Raw genomic sequence first — 17,640 nt, 5'->3', positions numbered from 1 at the left:
ACGCTATCCCCGAGGTACGACACTCCTCATCCCACCGCCATCACGACGACCGAGGCTTGGGCACAGTCCGAGGAACCTCGTCCCCTTCCTTGATGCTGCCCGGCACCTTGGCCCGAGCAACCCGATCAGCCGACAACCGATAGGTCGAAGCCTGCACCAACTCATCCGGCACGTAATGCCGCCCCCGCCGCGGCACCTCAGCCTCCTGCCCTTCACCGCCCGGCTCCCCGACCATCCGTCCTGCCGCTACTCCGTGGTCTCGTCCTTCGGCCGCGCCGCCCGCCTCTCGCCTTCCGGCCGCGCCGCCTGCTTCTTGCCTTCCGGCCGCGTCGCCTCGGGCTCGCCCCTCGGCCGAGCCTTCTTGGTCTCCCATCTCGGCCGCGCGTCCTGGGTCGCGCATCCCGGCCGCTGGCGTTGCGTCTCGCATCTCGGCTGCTCTTCCGACGTCCCGCCTTTCGGTAGCGAGCGCTTCGTCCCGGATGTCGGCTGCTCGTCCTGCGTCTCTCACTACCGGCGCGAAGAATGCTCCCGAGTCTTCAACGGCACGCCTCCTGGCCGCAGCACCGTCTCGCTCAAGCTGATGCACGTCCTCAGCGCCGTGCCGACGTCCGGCCGCAGCGTCCGCCGACTCGCCGCCGAAGGAATGAGGCGCAGGCGCCGAAAACTCTTCCTCCAGCTGCTCGCGGTGGCTCATGTGCCGATACCCGAGCGGCATGCCAACAGCCGACTCGGCAATCGGCGACAACACATCCGCGGTCTCGTCGTCTTCGGCGACCCCGCCCCGGCCGTCCCAACCCGCCGGAGCCGACCGAACACCGGCACTTGCCGCGTCACGGCCGCGCCCATCGGAGAACGTCGCAGCGTTTTCCGCCAACTGCCGAACCCCGTCGACGGCCGCCTGTTCGCGTTCTTGCGCTGCGCGTGCGGCGTGTTCGCGTTCTTGCGCCGCGCGTGCCGCTTGTTCGCGCTCCCTGACCGCACGTGTTACGTGTTCGAGTTCCTGTGCCGCCAGCGCCGCGTGCTCACCTTCTTGAGCCTCGCGCGCGGCGTGTTCACGTTCTTGCGCCGCGTGTGCCGCATGATCGCGTTCTTGAGCCGAGAACGCCGCGTGATCGCGCTCCTGGGCTGGGAGCGTCGTCGGTGGCGCGGTTGGCGCGAGGGCCGTTCCCAGGGCGCCGGCGGATGACGTTGCCAGGGCCGCCTGTGCGGCGATGGGCGGGTCGGACGGGGTGGCGGTCGGAGTGGCCGCGGTGGGCTGCGCGGGCTGGGAAGCGATGCGCGCGGCCGTGCTGAAGGTGCTCTCGGTGGCCGCGTCGAAGCCGTCGCGGTAGGCGTCCTCGCGATCCGTCGCGCTCCGCTGCCATTGGTGGTAGCGACCGGCGGCGTAACCCGCGAGCGCGAAAAGGACAGCGAAGATCGACGACACGAGGGGGGCGGTCATCCCCCGATTCTGGCGATAAGTATCGACTGAGAGCTATGGCCCGTTTGATTTACCCCGATCGTGTAAGGATCAATAAATGACGACTGTGGGTCTGGTGAGTCCGGGATACATGGGGTCCGGCATCGGCTGGGCCCTGCGACAGGGCGGCGCCCGGGTCGTGGCCACGGTCGCGGAGAGGTCGGCTCGCACGCGCCGCCTGGCCGACGAGGCCGGCCTCGAACTCGTGCCCACCCTGTCCGACGTGGTGGCCGACGCCGACGTCGTACTCTCGATCACCCCGCCGGGCCGCAGCCTCGCCGCGGCCGGGGCCATCGCCGCCGCCTTGAAAGCCACCTCATCGCGCGCCATCGTCGCCGACCTCAACGCCGTGTCGCCCACCACGATGACCGCCGTGGCCCACGAACTGTCGCCCGCGCCCGTCGTCGACGGCGCGATCTCGGGCGCGCCGCCGAACGTCCGCCCCGGCGCGCGCATCTTCCTGAGTGGCGAACACGCCGCCGCCATCGCCGATCTGCCCTGGTCGGGTCAGGTTCAGCCGATCATCGTGGGCGCCGAGGTCGGCGCCGCCAGCGCGACCAAGATGTGCACCGCCAGCGTCTACAAGGGTTTGGGCGCCCTGCTGACCCAGGCCATCCGAACGGCCGGCCACCACGGCGTCCTGGACGCGGTCGTGGCCGACCTGAGCCGGAACGACGTGGCCGACCTGGCCGGCGTCGTCTCCTCCGCCACCAAGGCCCACCGTTTCGTGGACGAGATGCATGAGATCGCCACCACCCAGTCGGCGGCCGGCCTCACCCCCGACCTCTTCACCGCGATCGCTGCCGTCTACCAGGACGTATCCACCACGACCCTCGCCGAGGGCGACCCTGAGACCACCGACTTCGCCCTCCCGGCCGCCGAGATCGTCGACCGCCTCAACCATCGACGTCCCGCTCCACCATCGGCCTGAGCTCTCCGCGGAGATCATGAGCTGGGGATATCGCTGGTCAGGGCACGAGCGCAGGCGATCACTTCGGCGGCAAAGAGGGCGGGTTGTTCGAAGGCCGCGAAGTGGCCGCCGCGCGGGGGCTCGCTCCAGTAGCGGATGTCGGTGAAGCGGCGTTCCGCCCAGCGGCGCGACGGGCGCGGGTTCTCCTTCGGGAAGATGGTGCAACCGGTCGGCACGTCCACCCGGTCGGCGACGCCGCCGCGGAAGCGGGTCTGCACCCGGGCGAAGCTCTCCGCGTACAGTCGCGCGGCCGACGCTCCCGTCCCCGGCAGCCAGTAGTGCATGAGGTTGTCGAGCAACTCGTCGCGCGTCAGCACGCTCGCGAGGTCGCCGTCGCAGTCGGTCCACGCCTGGAACTTCTCGATGATCCAGGCGCACAGCAGCGCGGGGGAATCCACCAGGCCGTAGCCGATGGTCTGCGGCCGGGTCGCCTGTTCCAGGGAGTAGCCGTCGCCCGTGCTGGCCGAGGTCAGCGACGCGGCGGCCGCCTGCTCGGCCGGGGTCCAGTCGGCGGCGGTGGCCGTGTCGGGCGGAACCAGCGGCGGCATCAGGTGTAGCCCGATCACCCGGTCGGGGCGGCGCTTGCCGATCTCGGTGCTGACGCTGGTGCCCCAGTCGTGGCCCTGCGCGATGAACCAGCCGTAGCCGAGCCGCGTCATCAACTCGGTCCAGGCATCGGCCGTCCGCTCCACCGTCCAGCCGGGGCCGTCCGGCCGGTCGCTGAAGCCGTACCCGGGCAGCGACGGGCAAACCACGTGGAAGTGTTCGCTCAGCGGCCCGAGGACCTTCTCGAACTCGATCACCGAACCGGGCCAGCCGTGCGTCATGATCAGCGGAGTCGCGTCGGGCCGAGCCGATCGCACATGCCAGAAGTGGATCGCGAGCCCATCGATCATGGTGCGGAACTGTGGCACCGCGGCCAGCCGCGCCTCGGTGGCCCGCCAGTCGTACTCGTCGGCCCAGTAGCGGCAGAGCTCACGCACGTAGGCCAGCGGCGGCCCCTGCTCCCACCCGGGCGTCGTGGCCGGCTCGGGCCAGCGGGTCCAGCGCAGGCGGTTGCGCAGCTCGGCGATCTGATCGTCGCTGACCCGGAAGCGGAACGGCTCGATCGTCGTCATGCCGGGCTCCGGGGCGGCCCGGCCGCGATCCGCTCGGTGATCTGAGCCATGCGGTCGTCGCTGTTGTGTGGCATCTCCCAGCGCGTCTCCATCCACCACGTGCAGCCCGCCTCGGCCAGCGGCCGCACCGCCTCCCACGCGGCGGCCGCGTCGTCGGCCGGCGTCTCGCCCTCGGCGAGGATGTCGAGACCGGCCGGAGCGCCCTGTTCGGCGAGCCAGGCTCGGGTGTCACGGATGTTCGCCGGCGTCTGCTCGTGACCGGGAATGAGCCCGTCGCACTTCAGGACACGGCGCATCGACCGGGGCCGCGGCCACTTCGCCACCACCCAGATCGGCACCCGCTCCTGCACCGGACGGCCGACCTCGGCCAGGTCGTTGCGGTCCACCGCGTACTGGTAATGCACGCCCTCGGCCCGGGCCTCGCCGGCCCACAGCGCGCGCATCAGGTCGATGCCCTCGTCCATCATGTCGGCGCGGGTGTGGAGGTCGAGCTCCTCGCCGGTCTGTGGCAGGTCGGTGGTGATGGCGCCGACCCCGATGCCGAGGATCGCCCGGCCGCCGGAGAGCTGGTCGACGGTCGCGACCTGACTCGCCACCTTCCACGGCCGGCGCCACGGGAGCGGCGTGAGGATCGTGCCCAGGCGGACCTGGGAAGTCTGCACGGCGATCGCGGCGAGCAGGCTCCACGCGTCGACGCCGTAGGCCGCCTCCCACACGAACACGCCGTCCCACCCCGAGCGGTCGGCCAGGACCGCCTGCTCGAGCTGCTGAGTCGCGGTGCCGCCAGGAAGGATCACGCCGTAGCGCATCGTCTGCTCTGCCATGCTCCTGTCCTATCAGGCGAGCCCGACAGTTTTCGGCCGCCAGCTCACCGACCTGCCCAGCCGAGCGAGAAATTCGGTCTCGGGCGACACACCGGGCGGGAACGGAACGCCCGGCGCGAAGGCGGCGCCCGCCTGCGTGCGGGAGTCGTCGTCGGGCACCTGGCGGGCGACGGGCAGCGCCGCCGCCAGCGCGTCGGGCGGCGGCGACCAGGGCAGGCCGAGCGTGGCGGCGACATCCCAGCCATGCGCCAGGTAGTCGACCAGGTGGAAGCTGATCGCGAGGCGCCCGGGCACCGGTTCGGGACGGATCTCGGGCAGGTGGAAGGGGTGGTCGAGCACACCGTCGGCTTCGAACGCCGAAAGCACGACGGCGGCGCTCACGGCGTACCCCTCGAGGGGTTTCGGGTCTTGCCACCTTGGGCGCCAGGCCGCCTCATCGGGCCCGCGCTCGATGGCGGCCGCGGCGAAGCCCTCGTGTTGGGCGGTCATGTGGGCGAGCAGGGCGCGCAGATTCCACCCGTCGCACGGCGTTGGCCTGGTCAGGTCGTCGGGCGTCACGCGGCTCACCAGGTCGACGGTGGCTCGGACGGCTTCGGCGTCGGCTCGGATCAGATCGATATGCATGCGTTTACGATCTACCTGAGCGTACGATCTGTCAACGGGTATCGTCGCGGCGTGACAAGCGACACGGATCGGCCCGATCTGGGCGCGATGGCGGCCCGGCTGGCGCGTCTGCTGATCACCCTGGAGCAGCCGATCCTGGCCGAGAACAACCTGTCGATGTGGGCTTATGTGGTGCTTTCGGCGCTGCGCGACGAGCCCATGCGTACGCAGGCGGCGCTGGCCAAGGCCATCGGCGCGGACAAGACGCGGCTCATACCGGTGCTCGACGACCTGCAGCGGCGGGGGCTGATCGAGCGCGAGCCCGACCCGGCCGATCGGCGGGTCCGGCTGCTGGCGCTCACGGCCGCGGGGCAGGACGTCCACTCGGTGGTCCGGGTGGCGATCCGAGCGGCCGAGCGAGGCCTGCTCGATCGGTTATCCACAGGGGATGAGCAGGTCTTTCTCCGTTGCCTCGAACATTTGTCGGAGGGTGGTGCTAAACCTGACGCCAACTGAGGGAGGTCCTCGATGCAGGCGTCAGATCACGTCGAAGTTGGCCATCATCGCCATGTCCTCGTGCTCGAGGTTGTGGCAGTGCAACATGTACTTGCCGCGGTGGCCGGCGAACTTCGCCAACACCTCGACCGTTTCGTACGGTCGTACGTCCACCGTGTCCTTCCAGCCCGTCTCCCACGGCTCCGGCGATCGACCAGAACGCGACAGCACCTGGAAGTGGGCCAGGTGCACGTGGACCGGGTGGTGGAAGTCGCTGGTGAAGCGCCACAGCTCGACGGTGTCCAGCCGAGGCGTGGCCAGGCTGCCGGCGGGGTCGTAGAGCTGGCGGTTGACCGTCCACCGCCCCTCGTCGTAACGGAAGTCGAACTGCCGCTCGGTGACCGCGTCGGCCGTGGTGAGCGGGGGCTCCGCGGCGGGCACGAGCCGGTCCGGCACCCGGCTGTCGTCGGCGGCCTTGCGGGCCACCGCGAAGCGCATCACCTCGGCGGTCGTGCCGATGCCGAAGTCGTTGACCAGGGTCACCTCGGTGCCGATCGGCAGGGCGGCGAAGTCCACCACGACGTCGTAGCGTTCGCCGGGCGTGACGATGATCTCGGTGTGCGTGATCGGCGCGGGCAGCAGCCCGTCGTCGCTGCCGATCTGGATCATCGGCAGCCGTTTCCCGCCGGCCTCGAGGGCGAGCCGGTAGCGGCGGGCGTTGGAGGCGTTGACCAGCCGCAGCCGATAGCGCGCGGCGTCCACCTCGTGCCGGGGCCACGGGGCGCCGTTGACGAGGATCACGTCGCCGAAGACGCCGGTCACGAACTGGCCGCGGGCGCCCGGCCGGTGCATCGCCATGTCGTGCGACGGGTAGGCGAACGAGCCGTCCTCCTCGAAGGCGCGATCGCAGATCATCAGGGGCAGGTCGCGGTCGTCGCGGGGCAGTGGCAGCGCCTCTTCCCGCGGGTCGGTGATCTGGTAGAGGCCGAGCAGCCCGCGCCACACCTGCGGGCCGGTGAAGTCCATCCGGTGGTCGTGGTACCAGAGCGTCGCCGCCCGCTGATTGTTCGGGTAGCGATAGTCGCGGCTGACGTCGTGCACCTGGCGTGCCGTCGGCGGGGCCGGCGAGTAGCCGCGCGGGACGGTCAGGTCGGTGGGGAAGCCGTCGGAGTCGGGCGGGGTGACGCCGCCGTGCAGATGGGTCGAGGTCGGCACGGGCAGTTCGTTGCGCATCGTCACCACGGCCGGTCGGCCGGCACGGACCCGCAGAGTCGGCCCGGGGAAGGTGCCGTCGTAACCCCAGATGCGGGTCGTCCGGCCGGGCAGCAGGCTGACGTCGGCGGCCTTCTGGGTGAGCACGTAGTGGTCGGCGTCGGCGGTGACCCGCACCGGGCGGGCGATCGCGGGGATCGGCAGCGGGGCGGTGAACCGGGCGGGCAGAGCCTTGCTGGTCAGCAGCCGACCGGTGCCCGGCCCGTCGGAGGCTCGTCCACATCCGGCCGCCGCGGCGGCCACGCCGGCGAGCGTGAGGAGGCCGCGCCGGGTCAGGCTCATCGACGGGTCCGATATGCGCAGGTCCACCAGGCGAAGCCGCCGATCAGGCCCATCAGCGCCACCCCGATCGGGATGTGCAGGCCGACCATGCGGGCGAAGCCGAGACCGGCCTGCACGGTGATCAGGAACCAGATGCCCGAGGTCAGCGCGATCGGCCACCACGGGCCCCGGCCGGGGCGGACCAGCAGAACCGCGCCGACGACGAGCAGTCCGGCGGTCAGGAACAGCAGGGTGCCGTTGGCGCTGTGCAGGCCGAGCAGCGAGACGTCCCCGGTGATGAAGCCGCCGGCCAGTGCGGCTTGGAGCAACACCTGGATAAGGACGAGCAAGGAGACGCCGCGGAGCAGCGCGATCGGCCAGCGCGCGCCCGGCCGGCGCCCGGCTAAGGGGACCGGAGGGGGCGCGGCGCCCGGCGGTTCCAGCGCGGCGCTCACGGGCATGGGCGTGGACGGGTTTCCGGGCAGACCAGGGTTCTTGAGCACGGCTTCATCCTTCTGGCGAAGGCGAACGAGCGGATCCGGCGCCGTACCTAAGGGTGGGCCGGATTTAGGCAGCTCAGAAGAGGCCGACGGGCCCGGGTTCGCTCAGGGTCGGCGTCGCCGGTGGGAGATTGACGGCGCCGTCGACGGCCTCCTGGAGCCCGCGGGCCGCCAGGCGGTCGGCGCGTTCGTTCTCCGGGTGCCCGGCATGGCCCTTGACCCAGTGCCACGCCACCTGATGACGGCTCACCGCCGCTTCCAGGCGCTGCCACAGGTCGACGTTCTTGACGGGCTGCTTGGCGGCGGTCTGCCAGCCGTTGGCCTTCCACCGGGGCAGCCACTTCGTGATGCCGTCGCGGACGTAGACGCTGTCGGTGTAGAGCATCACGGTCAGCGGCGCCCGGGTCAGCGACTCCAGCGCGCGGATCGGCGCGGTCAGCTCCATCCGGTTGTTCGTGGTGGTGCTCGCCTCACCGCCGCAGAGGTCACGCTCGACGCTGCCGTAGCGCAGGACCGCGCCCCAGCCGCCGGGGCCGGGATTCGGGATGCATGCCCCGTCTGTGTAGATCTCGACGACGGTTCGGTCGGTCATGGCGGGCACCCTACCGATCGCGATGGGCTGAGTCTCGCGCGCGGCCGGGGGAGGACGGGTGCGGACGCAACAGTTCCACCTCAGGGAGGAGCGGTGCGGCCGCGGGGAGGAGGAAAGGGCGCCTCCGGCCCGGTAGGCAGGGGGGAGCGGAACGGGAGAGGCGGGACAATGCTGGTGACGGAACGTCGCGAGGCTCGGCGTCGGGCGGAGGCCGGGCGCAACGTATCGTGGCCGGAGCGGATCCGCCGGGATTCGCCGGGACGATGGGGCGGGATGAGTCAGGCCGGGGCCGTCGAGGTGCGGGACGTGGTGGTTCGCTACGGCGACGTCACCGCTGTCGACGGTGTCTCGCTGACCGCTCCGCGTGGGCAGGTGCTCGCCCTGCTCGGCAACAACGGCGCCGGGAAGACGAGCCTGCTCCAGGTGTGCGAGGGGTTCCGGCGGCCGGATGGCGGGACCGCCACGGTGCTCGGGCTCGACCCGGTCGGCGACCACGACGCGCTGATGCCGCGGATCGGGATCATGCTGCAGGCCGGGGGCGTCTACCCGTGGGCGACCGTGGGAGAGATCCTGGAGTTGTTCGCCGGGTTCGCCGCGACGCCGCTGGACACCGGGATGCTGCTCGACCGGCTGGGGCTACGCGGGGTACGGCGTACCCGCTGGCGGCGGTTGTCCGGCGGCGAGCAACAACGGCTCGCGCTCGCGGTCGCGCTCGTCGGCCGGCCGGAGATGGTGTTCCTCGACGAGCCGACGGCCGGCATGGACACCGAGGCGCGGCACACCACCTGGCGGCTGGTCGAGGAACTCCGGGCCGACGGGGTGTCCGTCCTGCTCACCACCCATCTCTTGGACGAGGCCGAACGGCTCGCCGACCAGGTCGTGATCATGCGGTCGGGCCGGGTGGCGGCGACCGGCACGCCGGCCGAGCTCACCGCGGCGGCCGGCATCGACCTGCTGGAGGTTCGCGCCGACGCCGGGCTGCCGGTGGCGCGGCTGGCCGAGCGCATGGATGCCAAGATCGACGAAGGGTCGCCGGGTGAGTACGCGGTCGCCGGGGAACTGGACAGCGCGGCGATCGCCGCGGTCCTGTCCTGGTTCGCGGAGGTGGGTGCCCAGGTGACCGCCGTGAACTCGCGCCGGCGGACGCTCGAAGATGTCTACCTCGCGCTGACGTCGCCGAAGGCGCACGCCGAGCCCGGGGCGCACGCCGAGCCCGGGGCGCACGCCGAGCCCGGGGCGCAGGCCGAGCCTGAGGCGCAGGCCGAGGCGGCGGCGCAGGCCGGGCCGGGGGCGCCGCGATGAGCGCCGGGACCTTCGCGCCGGCGCCGGGGCGGGCCGCGCGCGGCACCGTGATCCGGCGGCAGATCAAGATGGAACTGCTGCTCACGGCCCGTCGCGGCGAGGCGGTCGTGCTGGCCATGGGTGTGCCGCTGCTGGTGATGCTCGGCGCGGGGCTCACCGATGTGACCAACGTGCCGGGCGACGACCGGCTGGCGTACGTGGTGCCGGGGGTGCTCGCCCTCACGGTCATGTCGACGGCGTTCACCGGGCAGGCGATCACCACCGGGTACGAGCGCAGCTACGGCGTCCTCAAACGACTCGGGGCGTCGCCGCTGACCCGGTCCGGGCTGCTGTTCGCGAAGACGTCGGCGATCCTCGGGCTGGTCCTGGTGCAGTTGCTGGCACTGGCCCTGGTCGGGCTGGCGGTCGGCTGGCGGCCCGAGTTCGGGCACCTGCTCCCGGCGGTCGGGATCACGGTGCTGGCCGTGGCCGCGTACTCGGGGCTGGCCCTGACGATGGCGGGTCTGCTCCGGCCGGAGACGGTGACCGCCGGCGCGACGCTGATCTACGTGGTGATGCTGTCGGTGGGCGGGATCATGTTCGCGGCGCCGGACCTGGGCGTGGCGGGGTGGTTCGTGCTGCCGCTGGCGGCGCATGCGCAGGCGTTGCGGGATGCGCTCGGAGGCACGGCGATCCCGGGGTCGATCTGGCTGAGCCTGGCCGCGTGGGCGGCACTCGGCGTCACCGCGGCGACCCGGTTCTTCCGCTGGGAGTAGCCCGCAGCGCAGTAGCGGGGAGCAGCCCCCAGCGCAGTAGCGGGGAGCAGCCGGAGGCCGGTCGTGTCCATCGATCGGTTGACACGGGATGACGGCCGCGTGGACGTCGCGGTGGGGTGTCGTCAGGCGGAAGTCTCTACGACATGACAGCTATCGAGGTTCGTGGGCTGCGGAAGGCTTACGGGGGACGGGACGCCGTGGCCGGTGTCGACCTGAGCGTGGCCGCCGGCGAGGTGTTCGCGTTGCTCGGGCCCAACGGTGCGGGGAAGACGACGACCGTCGAGATATTGGAAGGGCATCGGCGGCGGGACGCCGGTGACGTGCGGGTGCTCGGGATCGACCCGGGCGCGGCGGGACGGGCGTGGCGGGCCCGGATCGGGATCGTGCTGCAGACGGCCACCGACGCGGCCGACCTGACCGTGACCGAGATCGTGCGGCACGTGGGCGGGTTCTATCCAGATCCGCGGCCGGCCGCCGAGGTCATCGAGATGGTCGGGCTGACGGACAAGGCCAAGTCCAAGATCCGGGCGCTGTCCGGTGGGCAGCGGCGCCGGGTCGACGTGGCGCTCGGCGTCGTCGGGCGGCCCGAGGTGCTGTTCCTGGACGAGCCGACCACCGGGTTCGACCCGGAGGCGCGGCGACAGTTCTGGGATCTGATCCGGGCGCAGGCACGCGAGGGCACCACGATCGTGCTGACCACGCACTACCTCGATGAGGCCGAGGCGCTCGCCGACCGGCTCGCCGTGATCTCGGCCGGCCGGATCGTCGCCGAGGGCAGCCCGGCCAGCCTCGGCGGGCGCGCCACGGCCGAGGCCACCGTCCGCTGGGACGGCCACGCCGAGTCCACCGCCAATCCGGCCGAGTTGATCGTCAAGCTGCACGCCGAGGGCGCCGACCTGAGCCGGCTCACGGTCAACCGGCCGACGCTCGAGGACACCTACCTGACCTTGATCGGCGAAAGCAACAGGACCGGCGAAACCGCACAGAACGGAGAGACGCGATGACCGCTCTGCCGTCGACCCTGCACAACGGGCTCAGCCGCGGCTGGGTCGAGTTGTTGCAGTTCGTCCGGGACAAGACCGCGATGATCTTCACGTTCTCGTTTCCGGCGCTGCTGCTGGTGCTGTTCGGGACGATCTTCGGGAGCGACTACAACGAGCTCGGGATCAACGGCGCGCAGATCTTCGCGGCGAGCATGATCGCGTACGGGATCGTCTCGACGTCGTTCATCACGATGGGTATCGGGCTGGCCGTCGACCGGGAGGACGGCACGCTCAAGCGGTTGCGTGGCACGCCCGTCACCGCCACGGCGTACTTCATCGGGAAGTGGATCTTTGTGGCGGCGATCAGCCTGCTGGAGGTGGCTGTCCTGCTCGCGATCGGGGTGTGGGGCTTCGACATGCCGCTGCCGGGTGATGCCGGCAGCTGGTGGACGTTCGCGTGGATCTTCGTCCTCTCGGTGATCTCCTGCACGTTGCTCGGCATCGCGGCCAGCTCGCTGGTCCGCAACGCGCGCACCGCCGGGGCGATCCTGAATGTGCCGGTCGTCGCGCTGCAGTTCCTGTCCGGGATCTTCATCAACCCGATCACGCAGCTCCCGGACTGGATGATCAACCTGGCGTCGGTCTTCCCGGTCAAGTGGATCGGGCAGGGCTTCCGCTCGGTCTTCCTGCCCGACGCGATGGTCCGCGACGAGGTCGCCGGCGCGTGGGAGCTGGGGCGGGTCGCGCTGGTGCTCGGCGCCTGGTGCGTGGTCGGCCTGGTCCTGTGCCTGGTCACCTTCCGCTGGACCGATCGCCGCGATCGCTGACCCAACCCCAAGATCAAGATCGATCCGACGGGTACGCGGCGCGGCACCGCCCGCCGACTCAGGGGCCGGCGGGCAGCGATGCGCATGCGTGCTCAGAGCAAGGGGTCGCGCCGCGCAGCGATATACCTGGGTCCAGGGCAAGGTCGCGCTGCGGGTGTTGCCTATATGCGCTCAGAGCAAAGGCGTCGATGGAGGATGGTCGCGGGGATGCGCGGAGGCGGTGGGGACATGACGGCGTCGGCCGAAAAGCAGGGGCGCGGCGATGAAGAGGGGCACGGCGATCAGGAGGAAAGGCGCGGCGAGGAGCAGAGGCGCGGTGAGGAGGAAAGGCGCGGCGAGGAGCAGAGGCGCGGTGAGGAGGAAAGGCGCGGCGAGGGGCAGGACGGGGAGCGGCACGAGACGGCGGGTGGGGGTGCTGAGGCTGATCGGCGGTGGGGGCTGTTTCTGGGGATTGTCGCCGTGGGGGTGATGGTCGCCACGCTCACCGTTACCGAGATCGAGCTGGGGCGGCGGCTGGTGGGGGCCGCGTCGATTGTGGTTATCGCGGTGGTTTATGTGGTTTGGGGGCGGTCGCTGCTCACCCGGGATGATGTGCGGGCCGGGACTGTGGTTGTCGGGGTCGTGCTTCTGGTCTTTGCCGTCGGGACCTACGAGGCATCGGTCGTCAGTTATCTGCTCTTCGCGGTTTGTCCGCTGATTTTCCTGCTGTTGCCGTTGCGGCCGGCGGCGCCTCTGGTTGTTGTCGCCTGTTTGGTTCCGGTGCTCTGTGCGGTGGCCCGGGATGGGTGGAGCACCGAGATCCTCACCCACCTCGGGTCGATCTTCCTGGTCTCGGCCGCGCTCGCGGTGTGGCTGGGCACCTGGATCAACCGGGTCATCGCGCAGAGCCGGGAACGCGGTGTGCTCATCGCCGAGCTCCGGGCCAGCCGGGCCGAGGTCGTCCGGCTGTCGCACGAAGCCGGGGTCGCGGCCGAGCGGGCGCGGCTGGCCGGCGAGATCCATGACACGCTCGCCCAAGGGTTCACCAGCATCATCACGCTGGTGCAGGCGGCCGATCCGGCGCTGGCCAACGAGCGCCTGGCGCTGGCCGTACGCACCGCTCGGGAGAATCTCGCCGAGTCCCGCGCCCTCATCGCCGCGCTCGGGCCCTCCGCGCTGGCCGACGCCTCGCTGGCGGAAGCCGTGCGGCGGCAGGCCTCGAGCTTCAGCGAGACCACCGGCATCCCGGCCACCGCGCGGGTCACCGGGGAACCGCGGGCGCTGCCGACGGCCATCGAGGTCGTGCTGCTCCGCGCGGCGCAGGAGGCGCTCACCAACGTCCGCCGGCATGCGGGGGCGCGGGAGGCGGACCTGCTCCTGGCGTACCGCGACGAATCGGTTCGGCTCGTGGTGCGCGACGATGGGCGCGGCTTCGACCCGGACGGGGCGCGGGGCTTCGGGCTGACGGCGATGCGGGCGCGGGCCGAGCAGGTGCGGGGGTCGCTGCTGGTGCGGAGTGACCCCGAGACGGGTACGACGATCGAGCTGGAGGTCCCGGCGTGAGCGTTCCCGGCATGAGCGGCGCCGGCATGAGCGGCGCCGGCTCCGAGAGGAACGGGGGCGCGATCCGCATCCTGCTGGTCGACGACCATCCTGTGGTCCGGCACGGGTTGCGCGGCATGCTCGACGCCGAGCCCGACCTGACCGTGGTGGGCGAGGCGTCCTCCGGCGACGGCGGCGTCGAGCGGGCGGCCGAGCTGCGCCCGGACATCGTGCTGATGGACCTGCGCATGCCGGACGGCGACGGGGTGGCCGCGACCGGCCGCATCCTGGCCCGGGTGCCGAAGACCCGGGTGGTGGTGCTGACCACCTACGAGACGGACCGGGACATTCTGCGCGCGATCGAGGCCGGCGCCTGCGGCTACCTGCTCAAGGACGCGTCGCCGACCGAGCTGGCGGACGCCGTGCGGGCCGCGTACCGCGGGGAGACCGTGCTCGCGCCCAGCGTGGCCTCGACGCTGGTCCGGCAGGTCCGCAAGCCGGCGCCGCCGGCGCTGTCGGCGCGCGAGGCGGAGGTGCTGCGGCTGGTCGCGCGGGGCCGGACCAACGCCGAGATCGGCAAGGAGCTGTTCATCTCGGAGGCGACGGTCAAGACGCATCTGCTGCGCGTGTTCAGCAAGCTGGGCGTCGCCGACCGCACCGCCGCCGTTACGACCGCTATGTCCCACGGGCTGCTGTGACTCTCACAGGGACTGCTCAGGGCCGACACAGACGAGAGCTAGCCGCGTCGGGCATTTTTGGTTGAGCCGTCAACCAAGGGAGATGCCCGATGGACCGCGACACCGGACTTCGCCGCAGCGTGGCACTGACCCTCGCGCTGATCGGCGCCAGCATCACCGGCGCGACCGGGGTGGGGATAGCCGCCTACGCCGCGTCCTCTCAAGAGGCGACCGACGAGCAAGAGACGACCGATCAGGGCGCCACCAGCGACTCGCCGGCGATCACCGACAGCGGGGACAGCGACAGCGGCCAGGCCACCTCCGGGGGTTCCTGATCATGCCGCTCGTCGAGTCACTGCCGATCACCGAGAACACCGCCCAGTGGCCGGTCTGGGGCACCACCGCCCGCATCGTCGTCACCGACCCGCGCCGCCTGGCCGCCGCCACGGTCCTGGTCCGCCACGAACTGGCCGCCGTCGACACCGCGTGCAGCCGCTTCCGTCCCGACTCCGAACTTCGTCGCGCCTGCGCCACCAAAGGCGGGATGAGGGTCAGCCCCCTGCTCGCCGACCTGGTCGAGGCCGCCCTGGCCGCGGCCGAGCAGACCGGCGGCGACGTGGACCCGACGGTCGGCGGCATCCTGGCGGGCCTCGGCTACGACCGTGACTTCGCCGCCATCACGGGACGCCCGGCCGCACCCGCGATCCGCGTCTTCCCCGTACCGGACTGGCGCGCCGTATCGCTGAACGGCGACCGTCTGACCGTACCCGAGGGGGTTCTGCTCGATCTTGGCGCGACGGCCAAGGCCGCGGCCGCCGACCGAGCCGCACGCACCGTGACGACCCGGCTGGGCGTGGGCGTGCTGGTGGCCCTCGGCGGCGACATCGCCACGGCCGGTGACGCGCCCGAGGGCGGCTGGCGGGTGCTCGTGCAGGACCGTCCCGGCGATCCGAAGTGCACGGTGCGGTTGCCCGCCGGCGCCGCCCTGGCCACCTCGAGCACCCAGTCCCGCCGCTGGTCACCGGGCCTGCACCACATCATCGACCCGCGCACCGGTCGCCCGGCGCCGGACGTCTGGCGCTCGGCCTCCGTGGCCGCTTGGTCGTGCCTGGCCGCGAACACCCTGAGCACCGCCGCGCTGGTCCGCGGCCACCGCGCCACCGCGATGCTGGCCACCGTGCCGAGCCGGCTGGTCACCGCGACCGGCGACGTGCTGCGCCTGGGCGGGTGGCCGGCATGACCGACGCGCTCTGGTACACCGGCCGTGGCACCGGTGTCATGACGTTGGTGCTGCTCAGCATCGTGGTCGCCCTGGGCATCGCCGCCCGCGACGGCCGTACCGCCTTCGGCCTGCCCCGCTTCGTGGTCAACCTGGTGCACCGCAACGCCGCCCTGCTCGCCCTCACGATGCTGCTGATCCACGTGGTGACGCTGCTCTTCGACCCGTACGCCAAGCTCACCCCGCTCGACCTGATCGTGCCGTTCGCCGGCGACCGCCGCCCGTTCTGGCTCGGCCTCGGCACCCTGGCCCTCGACACGCTGGCCGCCATCGCCATCACCACCGCGCTGCGTCACCGCCTCGGCGTCCGCACCTGGCGCATCGTGCACTGGCTGGCCTACCTGAGCTGGCCCTTGGCCCTCCTGCACGGCATTCAGACCGGCACCGACGCCCGCGCCTGGTGGATGTGGACGATCGTCGCCGCCTGCGGTGCGCTGGTCCTGGCCGCCGTCGCGTGGCGCCTGTCGCCGAACTTCGGAAGACCAAGACTGCGTAGGTACGGGCACAGCACAGTCCCGCCTTCTCGACCGGCCAGGACCTCGGTCCAGGCCGTCCCCCGCAGCCGGGTTGTCCTGCCGGGAGACCCCGGATGAAGCGCCCTGTGGACAGCCCCCAAATCCTGTCGTACCCCCCGCCTACATTTGCGCCCACCCAGTGCCGGGGTGGGGGAGGGGGCGGTGCGCCGCGACGAAAAATGATCTTGAGAGGCGCGAACCGATGACCGTCCTGACGAACACCCTGACCAGACGGCTGCTGGCCGACGACGCACAGCCGCGAACCGGAGCGCAGAGCTCGGCGCGTCCCATGGCGGCGCGCCCCGGAGCGGCGCGTCCCGAAACGGCGCGTTCCAGAGCGGCGCGTTCCGGAGCGGCGGGGCTCGGAGCGGCGCGTCGCGAGGTGGCGACTCCGCGGCTGAGCCGGGAAGCGCTGATCGGCCTGCTGCGGGAGGCCGGGCTCACCGGGCGTGGTGGCGCCGGCTTCCCGGTGTGGCGCAAGCTCGCCGCCGTCGCCGGCGCCCCGGTCGTCATCGGCAACGGGTCGGAAGGGGAGCCCGCCAGCGCGAAGGATCGTGTGCTCCTGACGTACCGGCCGGATCTGGTCCTCGATGGTCTGCGCCTGGTGGCGGATGCGCTGGGCGCCCGGGAGTCGCACCTCTATCTGCCGGCCGACCTGCTGCCCCATCTGGCCGCACACCAGCGGGCCGTGACCCTCACGGCCGCGCCGGAGCGGTTCGTGGCGGGTGAGGCCTCGGCCGTGGCCAACGCGGTCGCCGGCCGGGCCGCCGTGCCCTCGGACCGGACGGCCCGGCTGGCGCAGCGGGGCATCGTGGTGCAGAACGTCGAGACGCTCGCCCACATCGCGCTGATCGCCCGCCACGGCCCGGCCTGGTTCCGTGCGGCCGGCACGGCCGACGAGCCGGGCACCTTCCTGGCCACGGTCGGCGGCGCGGTGGCCCGGCCGGGGGTGCTGGAGGCGGGTTACGGCGTGACGCTGGCCGAGCTGGTCGACGGGGCCGGCGGCGCGACCGCCACGATCCAGGCGGTGCTGGTCGGCGGCTACCACGGCGCCTGGGTCCCGGCCCGGCCCGACCTGCCGGTGAGCCGGGCCGCGCTGGCGCCGTACGACGCTTCCCCGGGCGCCGGCGTCGTCCACGTGCTGCCCGCCGACGCCTGCGGCCTGGCCGAGACCGCGCGCATCGCCGGCTACCTGGCCGACCAGGTGGCGGGCCAGTGCGGTCCCTGCGTGAACGGCCTGCCGCGGCTGGCCGACGCGCTCATGCGGCTGGTCCATGGCGAACCCGATGTCAACGAGGTCACGCGGCTGGCGCGCAGCGTCGAGGGCCGTGGCGCCTGCCACCACCCGGACGGCACGGTTCGCCTGATCAGAAGCAGCCTGCGCACCTTCGCGGCCGACGTCGACGCCCACCTGGCGGGCCACTGCCGGGCGAACGGAGCACCCCGATGACCCAGCGCCTGCACATCGACTGGACCGCGTGCGACGGCCGTGGCCTCTGTTCCGAGCTGCTTACCGAACTGCTGGTCGAGGATGAGTGGGGATTCCCCCTGGCCCGCGACGGCGCGTCCGAGCCGGCCGTGCCCGCGGCTCTCACCGGTGTCGCCGAGAAGGCGGTCCGCCGGTGCCCGGCGTTGGCCCTTCGACTTCTACGCTGATCGATATCCGCCGGACCCGTCCCGCTCTGTC

At 71.9% G+C, this 17,640-nt stretch carries 20 protein-coding genes; 13 read left to right on the top strand and 7 right to left on the bottom strand.

The annotated features are described in order from the left end of the window. Nucleotides 1–40 precede the first annotated feature (40 nt). Nucleotides 41–1,441: a hypothetical protein gene (locus AB0M54_RS09395; protein ID WP_364470105.1), complete on the bottom strand. Its 1,401-nt coding sequence runs from the start codon at nt 1,439–1,441 to the stop codon at nt 41–43. A gap of 76 nt (nt 1,442–1,517) precedes the next feature. On the opposite strand from AB0M54_RS09395, the gene AB0M54_RS09390 reads away from it, so the two are divergent. Next, on the top strand, nt 1,518–2,390 hold the full coding sequence (locus AB0M54_RS09390; protein WP_364316406.1) for a DUF1932 domain-containing protein: 873 nt from the start codon (nt 1,518–1,520) through the stop codon (nt 2,388–2,390). A gap of 14 nt (nt 2,391–2,404) precedes the next feature. Here the strand turns inward: AB0M54_RS09390 and AB0M54_RS09385 are convergent, their stop codons facing one another. The 3 genes from AB0M54_RS09385 to AB0M54_RS09375 are packed head-to-tail and all read right to left on the bottom strand — an operon-like array spanning nt 2,405 to nt 4,995. Then, a complete protein-coding gene (locus tag AB0M54_RS09385; protein ID WP_364316409.1) occupies nt 2,405–3,547 on the bottom strand; it encodes an epoxide hydrolase family protein in 1,143 nt (380 codons plus the stop codon). Beyond that, on the bottom strand, nt 3,544–4,371 hold the full coding sequence (locus AB0M54_RS09380; RefSeq protein ID WP_364470103.1) for an LLM class flavin-dependent oxidoreductase: 828 nt from the start codon (nt 4,369–4,371) through the stop codon (nt 3,544–3,546). The genes AB0M54_RS09385 and AB0M54_RS09380 overlap by 4 nt, the downstream gene beginning before the upstream one ends. Before the next feature lie 12 nt (nt 4,372–4,383). Then, on the bottom strand, nt 4,384–4,995 hold the full coding sequence (locus AB0M54_RS09375; RefSeq protein WP_364316414.1) for a TIGR03086 family metal-binding protein: 612 nt from the start codon (nt 4,993–4,995) through the stop codon (nt 4,384–4,386). 51 nt (nt 4,996–5,046) lie between these two features. On the opposite strand from AB0M54_RS09375, the gene AB0M54_RS09370 reads away from it, so the two are divergent. Next, nucleotides 5,047–5,490, top strand: coding sequence for a MarR family transcriptional regulator (locus AB0M54_RS09370; RefSeq protein ID WP_364470101.1), 444 nt, complete (start codon nt 5,047–5,049; stop codon nt 5,488–5,490). 21 nt (nt 5,491–5,511) lie between these two features. Here AB0M54_RS09370 and AB0M54_RS09365 read toward each other — a convergent pair whose 3' ends face one another. The 3 genes from AB0M54_RS09365 to rnhA form a co-directional block, all read right to left on the bottom strand. After that, complete coding sequence (locus tag AB0M54_RS09365) at nt 5,512–7,023, bottom strand: multicopper oxidase domain-containing protein (protein ID WP_364470099.1); 1,512 nt, start codon at nt 7,021–7,023, stop codon at nt 5,512–5,514. Then, nucleotides 7,020–7,505 (bottom strand): hypothetical protein, encoded by a 486-nt coding sequence (locus tag AB0M54_RS09360; protein ID WP_364316421.1) that lies wholly within the window; start codon nt 7,503–7,505, stop codon nt 7,020–7,022. Before AB0M54_RS09360 ends, AB0M54_RS09365 begins: the two co-directional genes overlap by 4 nt. Nucleotides 7,506–7,578: 73 nt before the next feature. After that, on the bottom strand, nt 7,579–8,094 hold the full coding sequence (gene rnhA / locus AB0M54_RS09355) for a ribonuclease HI (RefSeq protein WP_364316424.1): 516 nt from the start codon (nt 8,092–8,094) through the stop codon (nt 7,579–7,581). Between the two features lie 273 nt (nt 8,095–8,367). Here rnhA and AB0M54_RS09350 point away from each other — a divergent pair, with 273 nt between their 5' ends. From AB0M54_RS09350 to AB0M54_RS09300, 11 genes are all read left to right on the top strand, one after another. After that, nucleotides 8,368–9,396: an ABC transporter ATP-binding protein gene (locus tag AB0M54_RS09350; protein ID WP_364470097.1), complete on the top strand. Its 1,029-nt coding sequence runs from the start codon at nt 8,368–8,370 to the stop codon at nt 9,394–9,396. After that, the gene (locus tag AB0M54_RS09345; RefSeq protein WP_364470095.1) at nt 9,393–10,151 is read left to right on the top strand and encodes an ABC transporter permease; all 759 of its coding nucleotides are present in this window, start codon (nt 9,393–9,395) and stop codon (nt 10,149–10,151) included. The genes AB0M54_RS09350 and AB0M54_RS09345 overlap by 4 nt, the downstream gene beginning before the upstream one ends. Before the next feature lie 143 nt (nt 10,152–10,294). Next, a complete protein-coding gene (locus AB0M54_RS09340) occupies nt 10,295–11,155 on the top strand; it encodes an ABC transporter ATP-binding protein (protein ID WP_364316431.1) in 861 nt (286 codons plus the stop codon). Beyond that, nucleotides 11,152–11,961, top strand: a complete 810-nt coding sequence (locus AB0M54_RS09335) for an ABC transporter permease (protein WP_364316433.1) — start codon at nt 11,152–11,154, stop codon at nt 11,959–11,961. Before AB0M54_RS09340 ends, AB0M54_RS09335 begins: the two co-directional genes overlap by 4 nt. A gap of 468 nt (nt 11,962–12,429) precedes the next feature. Continuing rightward, nucleotides 12,430–13,503, top strand: a complete 1,074-nt coding sequence (locus tag AB0M54_RS09330; RefSeq protein WP_364470421.1) for a sensor histidine kinase — start codon at nt 12,430–12,432, stop codon at nt 13,501–13,503. A 26-nt stretch (nt 13,504–13,529) separates the two neighbouring features. Then, entirely contained in the window at nt 13,530–14,180 is a 651-nt protein-coding gene (locus AB0M54_RS09325; RefSeq protein WP_364470419.1) for a response regulator transcription factor, read from the top strand. A gap of 89 nt (nt 14,181–14,269) precedes the next feature. Continuing rightward, nucleotides 14,270–14,494: a hypothetical protein gene (locus tag AB0M54_RS09320; protein ID WP_364316438.1), complete on the top strand. Its 225-nt coding sequence runs from the start codon at nt 14,270–14,272 to the stop codon at nt 14,492–14,494. Between the two features lie 2 nt (nt 14,495–14,496). Beyond that, nucleotides 14,497–15,399, top strand: a complete 903-nt coding sequence (locus AB0M54_RS09315; RefSeq protein WP_364470093.1) for an FAD:protein FMN transferase — start codon at nt 14,497–14,499, stop codon at nt 15,397–15,399. Then, the gene (locus AB0M54_RS09310; protein ID WP_364316443.1) at nt 15,396–16,031 is read left to right on the top strand and encodes a ferric reductase-like transmembrane domain-containing protein; all 636 of its coding nucleotides are present in this window, start codon (nt 15,396–15,398) and stop codon (nt 16,029–16,031) included. Before AB0M54_RS09315 ends, AB0M54_RS09310 begins: the two co-directional genes overlap by 4 nt. 304 nt (nt 16,032–16,335) lie before the next feature. Further along, nucleotides 16,336–17,403, top strand: coding sequence for an NADH-ubiquinone oxidoreductase-F iron-sulfur binding region domain-containing protein (locus AB0M54_RS09305; RefSeq protein ID WP_364470091.1), 1,068 nt, complete (start codon nt 16,336–16,338; stop codon nt 17,401–17,403). After that, entirely contained in the window at nt 17,400–17,609 is a 210-nt protein-coding gene (locus tag AB0M54_RS09300) for a ferredoxin (protein WP_364316449.1), read from the top strand. The genes AB0M54_RS09305 and AB0M54_RS09300 overlap by 4 nt, the downstream gene beginning before the upstream one ends. The last annotated feature ends 31 nt before the right edge of the window (nt 17,610–17,640 follow it).

It is taken from the genome of Actinoplanes sp. NPDC051470 (assembly GCF_040682035.1).
GTDB lineage: Bacteria > Actinomycetota > Actinomycetes > Mycobacteriales > Micromonosporaceae > Actinoplanes.
Note: the sequence above shows the minus strand (reverse complement) of the source record. Positions and strands in the feature narration are given on the sequence as shown.

What these genes read in the sequence shown, in the direction of transcription:
- AB0M54_RS09300 (WP_364316449.1), top strand. Translation starts at nt 17,400, where the DNA reads ATGACCCAGCGCCTGCACATCGACTGGACCGCGTGCGACGGCCGTGGC.
- AB0M54_RS09330 (WP_364470421.1), top strand. Translation starts at nt 12,430, where the DNA reads ATGGTCGCCACGCTCACCGTTACCGAGATCGAGCTGGGGCGGCGGCTG.
- AB0M54_RS09390 (WP_364316406.1), top strand. Translation starts at nt 1,518, where the DNA reads ATGACGACTGTGGGTCTGGTGAGTCCGGGATACATGGGGTCCGGCATC.
- AB0M54_RS09380 (WP_364470103.1), bottom strand. Translation starts at nt 4,371, where the DNA reads ATGGCAGAGCAGACGATGCGCTACGGCGTGATCCTTCCTGGCGGCACC.
- AB0M54_RS09365 (WP_364470099.1), bottom strand. Translation starts at nt 7,023, where the DNA reads ATGAGCCTGACCCGGCGCGGCCTCCTCACGCTCGCCGGCGTGGCCGCC.
- AB0M54_RS09340 (WP_364316431.1), top strand. Translation starts at nt 10,295, where the DNA reads ATGACAGCTATCGAGGTTCGTGGGCTGCGGAAGGCTTACGGGGGACGG.
- AB0M54_RS09315 (WP_364470093.1), top strand. Translation starts at nt 14,497, where the DNA reads ATGCCGCTCGTCGAGTCACTGCCGATCACCGAGAACACCGCCCAGTGG.
- AB0M54_RS09335 (WP_364316433.1), top strand. Translation starts at nt 11,152, where the DNA reads ATGACCGCTCTGCCGTCGACCCTGCACAACGGGCTCAGCCGCGGCTGG.
- AB0M54_RS09385 (WP_364316409.1), bottom strand. Translation starts at nt 3,547, where the DNA reads ATGACGACGATCGAGCCGTTCCGCTTCCGGGTCAGCGACGATCAGATC.
- AB0M54_RS09350 (WP_364470097.1), top strand. Translation starts at nt 8,368, where the DNA reads ATGAGTCAGGCCGGGGCCGTCGAGGTGCGGGACGTGGTGGTTCGCTAC.
- AB0M54_RS09325 (WP_364470419.1), top strand. Translation starts at nt 13,530, where the DNA reads ATGAGCGGCGCCGGCTCCGAGAGGAACGGGGGCGCGATCCGCATCCTG.
- AB0M54_RS09395 (WP_364470105.1), bottom strand. Translation starts at nt 1,441, where the DNA reads ATGACCGCCCCCCTCGTGTCGTCGATCTTCGCTGTCCTTTTCGCGCTC.
- AB0M54_RS09320 (WP_364316438.1), top strand. Translation starts at nt 14,270, where the DNA reads ATGGACCGCGACACCGGACTTCGCCGCAGCGTGGCACTGACCCTCGCG.
- rnhA (WP_364316424.1), bottom strand. Translation starts at nt 8,094, where the DNA reads ATGACCGACCGAACCGTCGTCGAGATCTACACAGACGGGGCATGCATC.
- AB0M54_RS09375 (WP_364316414.1), bottom strand. Translation starts at nt 4,995, where the DNA reads ATGCATATCGATCTGATCCGAGCCGACGCCGAAGCCGTCCGAGCCACC.
- AB0M54_RS09345 (WP_364470095.1), top strand. Translation starts at nt 9,393, where the DNA reads ATGAGCGCCGGGACCTTCGCGCCGGCGCCGGGGCGGGCCGCGCGCGGC.
- AB0M54_RS09310 (WP_364316443.1), top strand. Translation starts at nt 15,396, where the DNA reads ATGACCGACGCGCTCTGGTACACCGGCCGTGGCACCGGTGTCATGACG.